This window comes from Aquitalea sp. S1-19, assembly GCF_024343515.1.
The window spans coordinates 1-7,049 of the sequence record NZ_RJTZ01000136.1 but is presented as its reverse complement, the minus strand read 5'-3'; the positions used below and the strand labels follow the sequence as shown (position 1 = coordinate 7,049).

General features: G+C 64.5%; 6 protein-coding genes. 3 read left to right on the top strand and 3 right to left on the bottom strand.

The annotated features are described in order from the left end of the window. The 3 genes from EGI20_RS15610 to EGI20_RS15600 form a co-directional block, all read left to right on the top strand. Nucleotides 1–362 (top strand): MarC family protein (locus EGI20_RS15610; RefSeq protein ID WP_498632542.1); only part of this gene is annotated, 362 nt, incomplete at its 5' end. Nucleotides 363–657: 295 nt separating this feature from the next. After that, nucleotides 658–2,607 carry a hypothetical protein gene (locus EGI20_RS15605; protein ID WP_498632540.1) on the top strand — a complete coding sequence of 650 codons (1,950 nt, stop codon included), beginning with the start codon at nucleotides 658–660 and terminating at the stop codon, nucleotides 2,605–2,607. Continuing rightward, a complete protein-coding gene (locus EGI20_RS15600; RefSeq protein ID WP_498632538.1) occupies nucleotides 2,604–4,250 on the top strand; it encodes a PEP/pyruvate-binding domain-containing protein in 1,647 nt (548 codons plus the stop codon). Before EGI20_RS15605 ends, EGI20_RS15600 begins: the two co-directional genes overlap by 4 nt. A gap of 101 nt (nucleotides 4,251–4,351) precedes the next feature. Here EGI20_RS15600 and EGI20_RS15595 read toward each other — a convergent pair whose 3' ends face one another. From EGI20_RS15595 to EGI20_RS15585, 3 genes are all read right to left on the bottom strand, one after another. Then, nucleotides 4,352–4,762 carry a VOC family protein gene (locus tag EGI20_RS15595; RefSeq protein ID WP_124734890.1) on the bottom strand — a complete coding sequence of 137 codons (411 nt, stop codon included), beginning with the start codon at nucleotides 4,760–4,762 and terminating at the stop codon, nucleotides 4,352–4,354. Between the two features lie 58 nt (nucleotides 4,763–4,820). After that, entirely contained in the window at nucleotides 4,821–6,134 is a 1,314-nt protein-coding gene (locus EGI20_RS15590) for a sodium-dependent transporter (protein ID WP_498632536.1), read from the bottom strand. Nucleotides 6,135–6,347: 213 nt separating this feature from the next. Continuing rightward, nucleotides 6,348–7,049, bottom strand: a 702-nt coding sequence (locus EGI20_RS15585) for a sodium-dependent transporter (RefSeq protein ID WP_498632534.1), incomplete at its 5' end; no start/stop codon positions are given.

Sequence of the window (7,049 nt, the reverse complement as noted above, 5' to 3'; positions counted from 1 at the left end):
TTTTGCCGCCGGACAGTGGCCACAATCACAAAATGGTGGAGGAAGAGGATTGTGCCTTCTTCCCTATCGCCATGCCCGGAATCAGCGGGCCGGGCACCATTGCGGTGGTGATCGGCCTGTCGACTGAAATTGCCGAGCTTTCCAGCTGGCCAGCCAAGGCCGCAGCCATGTTCATGACCTTGCTGGCCATTGCCGGCACCAGTGTCGGGGTGTGGATGATGCTGCGCTCGTCCACGCTGATTGCGGAAAAGCTGGGCCGCGCCGGACGCGAAGTTCTGGGGCGGCTGATGGGCTTTTTGCTGATTTGTGTTGGCGTGCAGTTTGTCGGCTCAGGCATCCGTACCTTTATGGCTGGCTCCTGAGGCGGGTCGGCGCCTGGCTACTGCGCATGCGATGGTAGCGCTATTGCCTTGCCGGACTCTGCAACGTGCATCCTGTTTTTCCCGGCGTTTTCCACATCATCCTGAGCTGCTACGGTTAGCTGCCCTGTCCGGGGCGACTGGGCGTGTTCCGCTGTAAGAACGCCCGGCCTGCGTGCCGGGCTGTGGCCGGCTTGCCATAACGCTAGGACTTTTCGCAGGGCTGCGTGCCGGGCGTCACGGGAGTGACATATGGACATGCTAATGATGCATGGACACCACTCATGAGGATGTCCCGATGCAGAAAACAGACGCCGTCGCCTCCCTTGGGGAGTCATCCCTGCTCCTGCCAGGGTGGATTACCGCTGCGCTGGCGGCGAACGACCGGTTGAAGCTTTATCTGAGCCTGATGCAGGCCGTGATCCATGCCGTGGACCACGGCGAGGACATCGCTATCGATTGGCAAAGGGAGTTCGTCCGTCTCGGCCTGCAGAGCCAGGCCTGGCTGGCTGCCTTGGGGCATGGCGCCTACCGGCAGGGCGACGCAGTCTTTGTGCCGCGGCTAGGTGAGTGGCTGGATGCGCTGGACAGGGACCTGCATGCCCTGGCGCGCCCGGTCTGTGGGCGGCCTGAATACCCGGCGCCTGCGCTCAAGGCCAGGTGCGATGCCTGGCATGCGCGACTCGAAGCGCTGGCGGACGCGGAGGAGATCGGTTCCGGCCTGTTGCACGCCTTGACGCACGGGGACCGCAAGTCGGGGGACAGCCTGCACCTGCTGGTCATGGATCTGCACAAGGCGATCAACACCCTGGCGGGGGATGTGGCGACCGAAGAGATAGACGGCGCCCATGTCTGGCAGATCCGCGATGAGGATCGCCCACGGGTGCAGGCCTTTATGCGTGGTCTCCACTCGACCTCCGCCTTGAAGTTCGGCCATCCCGGCCTGGATACCGCCGTCACCCGCGACGGCGACCGCCTTCTGTTGCAGAACGATATCGGCACCAACGACGCCCATGTGCTGGTGATCGAATGGACACCGGACGCGCTGCACCTGACCTACTCCGACCTGCATCCCGCCCGGTTCGAATTCTTTGCCGCTATGCTGCGCCCGCTCGGATTCGACTGGGCATCGATCGCTCCGGGCATGGATGCGGCGCTCAATGCGGGCAAGTCCTATCTGGTGGGGCATGCCAGCTTGCAGTCCGACAGCGAGAGCCGCCTGGCCGAAGCGCTGGAGGGTGCGGCCTCCAGAATCGTCTTTGTCATCGACTGGAACCGGGCGCGCAAGCGCTTGCAGCACTTTGTCCGCAAGCCGGTGGCGGTCGGCATCCTCGAGCAGCTGGCGCGGGAAAACCTGGGCCATATGGCCTGGCTGCTGGCCGGAGGGGAGCTGCTGGTATACGACGCCATGCAGTCGATGGATGGTGGGGGCTTCCGTGTGGGCGACCGGCTTGACCGGGTGCTGGGCGAGGCCTCGGCACGCGAATACCTGTATGCGCTGATGCGGGAGGCCAGCATCAGGCTAAGGGAGCAGCAACCGGTGGCGCTGGTGGCGGACGAGGCCCGCTTGCTGCTGGCGCGGGCCATGCGCAAACGCGCTTTCGAGTTCGACCTGTTGGCCGAGCAGGCCGCGTACTGTCACGCGTTGGCGCAGACCATTGTGGAAATGCTGCTCGAACAGGCTTCGCCTGCCGGGCTCCAGCAGCAGCTGGCGCGGGCCAAGGCATGGGAGCGGCAGGCTGACCATTTGCTGGTCGAGGCAAGGCAGCGCAGCCATCACTTCGAGCGCTGGCAGCCGATGCTTGGCTTGCTGGAACGGATGGACGATGTCGCCGACGTGCTGGAGGAGGCCGTTTTTGTGCTGGGTTTGCTGTTGCACCCGGGCATGCCGCTGATGCCTGCCGAGGTCAATCGCCATCTGTCGGCGATTGCCGAACTGACCCTGGGTGCGATTCAGGACCAGGTCAAGGTCGTGGAAATCGCGCGCCATCTGGAAGAAGGCGGCGCCCAGCGTGACGGCGACGAATTCCTGAAGGTGCTCTGGCGTATTGTCCGGGCCGAGCGGGCCTGTGACGAAGCGCTGCGCATGGCACGCTGGGAGCTGGTCGGCCAATGGCGCGAGCAAGCGGCCGCGCTGCAAATGGCGGTCGAGTTTGCATCCAATGTCGAGCAGGCGACCGACCGCCTGCTGGAGGTGGCCTACGTCTTGCGCAGCAGGGTTCTCGAGCAGTCTGGAGTGCAGTCATGAAAATCGATACGCAGTGGCCACAGCATTTTTACCTGATAGCAGGGTGCACGTCAGCGCAGGAGGAAAAGGGTGACATCTCGCCGCAGGGCATGGGGGCGAAAGCCTACAACCTGCGCGAAATGGCCAACTTGGGCCTGCCGGTTCCGCCCGCGCTGGTGATCGGTACCGCCTACACGGCGAACCCGGATGCCTGTTTGCCGTTATTGGCCACGCACGGCATGCCCGCTCTGGAAGTGGCGGCAGGCGGGATTTTTGGCGACGAGAGACGGCCGCTGCTGGTGTCCGTCCGTTCCGGAGCGCCGGTGTCGATGCCCGGCATGCTGGAGACTCTGCTCAATGTCGGTCTGTGCGACAGGACGGTCAGCGGCCTGTTGCGCCAGACGGGCAACCCGCGCATGGTATGGGACGCCTACCGGCGTCTGGTCGCGACATTCGGCTCGGTTGTCGCAGGCATTCCTGCCGCGCATTTCGAGCGGCTGACGGAAGACGTTGCCCAGGGGCGCGACGAGCGGCAACTGGACTTCTCCGAGCACCGGGCGCTGGTCCGCAGCTATCTGGATTGTTTCCTGAGCTGCACCGGCCAGGACTTCCCGCAGGAGCCGCAAGCCCAGCTGCATCAGGCCGTGCTTGCTGTCTTCCGCTCCTGGCATCAGGCCAAGGCGCAGGCCTACCGGAAAATGCACGGGCTGGACGACGGGATGGGGACGGCGGTGATGATCCAGCAGATGGTGTTCGGCAATGCCGGTTTGCGCTCCGGTGCCGGCGTGGGTTTTACCCGGAACCCGGTTACGGGTGTTCCGGGGCTTTGGTTTGATTACCTGCGCAACGCCCAGGGCGAGGATGTGGTCGGCGGGCGTCGCCGTGCGCTCGGGCAGGAGGCGGGCATGCCTCCCGAGTGTCTGACGCAGCTCGAAGAGGCGGCGCGTTTGCTGGAGCGCCATTTCCAGGACATGCAGGATCTCGAGTTTACCGTCGAGGAGGGCTGCCTGTATCTGTTGCAAACGCGTGCCGGCAAGCGCTCAGGCATCGCCCGGGCCAGGATCGCGCTGGATCTGCAGGAGGAGGGCGTGATCGACAGGGAAGCCGCATTGGCCCAGACCCGGGATCTGACTGCGGATGAACTCTCGCATACCAGCCTGGCCGTCAAGGACGCGCCAGCCATGCAGGTGCTGGCGCGGGCAACGCCAGCCAGTGCAGGGGTGGTGAGTGCCGAGGTCGTGCTCGATGCGGATTCCGCCCGGCGCAGGGCTGCGGCCGGGGCGATGGTCGTGCTGGTCAGGGCGGATGCGGAAACCGACGACATCGAAGGGCTGCAGGTGGCGGCTGGCCTGCTGACCTGTCGCGGGGCCAGAACTTCGCACGCGGCCGTGGTCGCACGGCAGTTGGGCAAGGTTTGTCTGGTTGGGTGCGAGACGATGCAGGTGGATCTCGCTCTGCGCGAGCTGCGTTTTGGCAATCAGGTGATTGCCGAGGGGGCATGCCTGACGCTGGATGCCGAGGGCGGGCAGGTGATTTCCGGCGTCGCTGAATTGGTCGAAGAGCCGGACCTGCAACTGCTGTCGCGCCTGCAGGCGCTGCGTCTTGGCGCAGAGGACGCAGGAGAGAGCTGTATCAGGGTCGCCGGTTGGGCGCGGGTTGACTAGAGGGCTGCGCGCTCCTGTTACCAGAGCGGGGGGGGCGGGAGGGATTAAGGCTGCGCGATAGCCCCGCCGCCGCGGGGCTGGTTTGCCTGTGCCGTGCGATGTCAGCTGGACGCGTCGCGTTTGGGGCACCCCAGTTGCAGCAGATCCCAGCGGTTGCCATACAGGTCGTTGAACACGGCGACGGTGCCGTAGTCTTCTTCGCGCGGGGCTTCGGCAAACTCGACGCCGCGAGCAAGGTAGTTCTGGTAATCGCGCCAGAAATCATCGGTATGTAAAAACAGGAACACCCGGCCGCCGGCCTGATGGCCGATGGCCTGTGTCTGTTCGGCATTGCTGGCACGCGCCAGGAGCAGGCTGGTCTCGCCGCCGGGCGGTGTCACCCGCACCCAGCGTTTGCCGCCGCCAAGATCGCTGTCTTCGGCCAGATCGAAGCCGAGCACACCGTGGTAGTAGGCAATGGCGCGGTCGTAGTCATCAACGACGATGGCGAACTGGGCAATATGCTGTTTCATCTGGGCTGTCCTGTGAGATGGGGTGGGCTGCGATGGTACACGACGCCAGCGCCGGCCGTTACAGCTTGGCCACCAGAATCAGCGCGATCAACAGTGGCGCGATGACGCAACACATCGCGCGCATGGCCGCTTGTGCCGGGCGGGACAGCGCCAGCTCGGCACGCATCGCCGGCCATACCTTCCAGCCAGCAAACAGCGCGGTACCGATGCCGCCCAGTGGCAACAGGATATTGCTGGCGCTGTAGTCCATCAATTCGAACACATTGCGCCCGAACAGCTTGTAATCGGCCAATAGTCCGAACGATAGCGACGCGGGGATGCCGGCGGCGAATACCAGTGCGGCAATGCCGAGGGTCGCTTGCTTGCGGCTGATGCCCCACTCGTCTATCGGCAGCACCACGATCAGCTCCAGCAGCGACACCGACGAGGTCAGCGCGGCAAACAGCAGCAGGGCAAAGAAGGCGATGGCGAAGCCCTGCCCGAACGGCAGGTGGTTGAACACGATGGGCATGGTCATATAGGTCAGCCCCGGGCCGGCGGCGGCATCGAGGCCGAAGGCGGCGACCGCCGGAAAGATCATCAGCCCGGCCAGGATGGACGTCAGCGTGGTCAGGCCGGTAACCCATAAGGCGGAGCCGGTCAGCTTGATGTCGTCACCGAGGTAGGAGCCATAGGCCAGCATGCAGCCGGCGCCGACCGACAGCGAGAAGAATGCCAGCCCCAGCGCATCGACCAGCATGGCCGGCGAAACCTTGGAAAAATCGGGCGCCAGAAACGCGGCGACACCGGCGGCGGCACCGGGCAGGGTCAGCGAGCGCACCATCAGCACCAGCATCAGCACGAACAGCGCCGGCATCAGCACCTTGCCGGCGCGCTCGATGCCGTTCTTGACGCCGGCCATCACCACGCCCAGCGTCAGCGCCATAAACAGCGCATGGGTGAGCAGGGGCTCGGTCGGGCTGGAAACATACTGGCCGAACAGTGCCGCCAGCGCGGCCGGATCGTTGCTCATCACCCGCCCGTCGACGGCGCGGAGCAGGTAGCCTAGCGTCCAGCCGCCGACCACGCTGTAAAAACTCAGTACCAGAAAACCGGCCAGCACGCCGGCGTAGCCGACCAGCGGCCATGCGCCGCCGCCCAGCTTTTTAAAGGCACTGACGGCACCGACCTTGGCATGGCGGCCGATGGCGAATTCGGCCAGCAGCAGGGTGAGGCCCAGGGTGAAGGTCAGCGCGATAAAGACCAGCAAAAAGGCACCGCCGCCGTTCATTGCGGTGACGTAGGGGAATTTCCAGATCGAGCCCAAGCCCACCGTAGCGCCGGCCGAGGCGAGGATAAAGCCGAGGCGGGAGCCCCATTGTGATCGCTGCATACATTGCTCCTTGTGCAATTGCTGCCGGCAAGGAGGAGGTAATAATGACACAGGCCGCCTTGTCGGCGGCCTGTTGGGGATAGTCGTGACCCGGCGCGCCGCTTAAAAGAGGCGCCACCAGTTGGAACGGAAAGTCACGGTCATCGGATTCATGGCCTCAGCATGCCTTGCCGCCGTGCCTGTCGTCAAGTCCTGGATACAATCGCCAGTGCATTACAGGTTTTTAAGCAGCACGCTGAGCACGAGTAGCGGACTCAGGTAACGGCAAGCGAGCTGCCAGCTGCGGTGCGTACGGGCGGGCAGGCCGGCTTCGTCGGCCAGGCGTTGGCCGGCGGCACTGCCGGCCAACAGCGCCAGCGCGATGCCGCCCACAGGCATGGCCAGATTGGAAACGAAGTAGTCCATCGCATCGAATATCCGCTTGCCGGCAATGCTGACATCGGAGAGCACGCCGAAGGACAGGGCGGCCGGCATGCCGCAGACAATGATGGCGGCCGTGACGGTGCACAGCGCATTGCGCCGCGACCAGCCCAGATCATCGATGAAAAAGATGGCCACCAGCTCCAGCATGGCGACCGAAGAAGACAAAGCCGCCATCGCCAGCAGGGCAAAGAAGGCCACGGCAAAGACGCTGCCCAGCGGCAGATGCTGGAACACGACAGGCATGGCGATGAAGGTCAGCCCCGGGCCTGCGGCAGGGTCGAGGCCGAAAGCGGCCAGTGCTGGGAAAATCATCAGTCCGGAGAGCAGGCTGACCAACACCGCCAGCGTCACCACCCAGGCTGCCGTCGGTACGATGGCGATATCAGTCTTCATATACGAGCCATAGGCGATCATGGCGCCGACACCCAGCGACAGCGAGAAAAATGCCAGCCCCAGCGCATCGACGGCACGGGCTGGGGTCAGTTCGCTAAA

Bases quoted from the DNA above. Each gene is read 5' to 3' on its own strand.
- EGI20_RS15605 (WP_498632540.1), top strand. From the start codon at position 658: ATGCAGAAAACAGACGCCGTCGCCTCCCTTGGGGAGTCATCCCTGCTC.
- EGI20_RS15600 (WP_498632538.1), top strand. From the start codon at position 2,604: ATGAAAATCGATACGCAGTGGCCACAGCATTTTTACCTGATAGCAGGG.
- EGI20_RS15595 (WP_124734890.1), bottom strand. From the start codon at position 4,762: ATGAAACAGCATATTGCCCAGTTCGCCATCGTCGTTGATGACTACGAC.
- EGI20_RS15590 (WP_498632536.1), bottom strand. From the start codon at position 6,134: ATGCAGCGATCACAATGGGGCTCCCGCCTCGGCTTTATCCTCGCCTCG.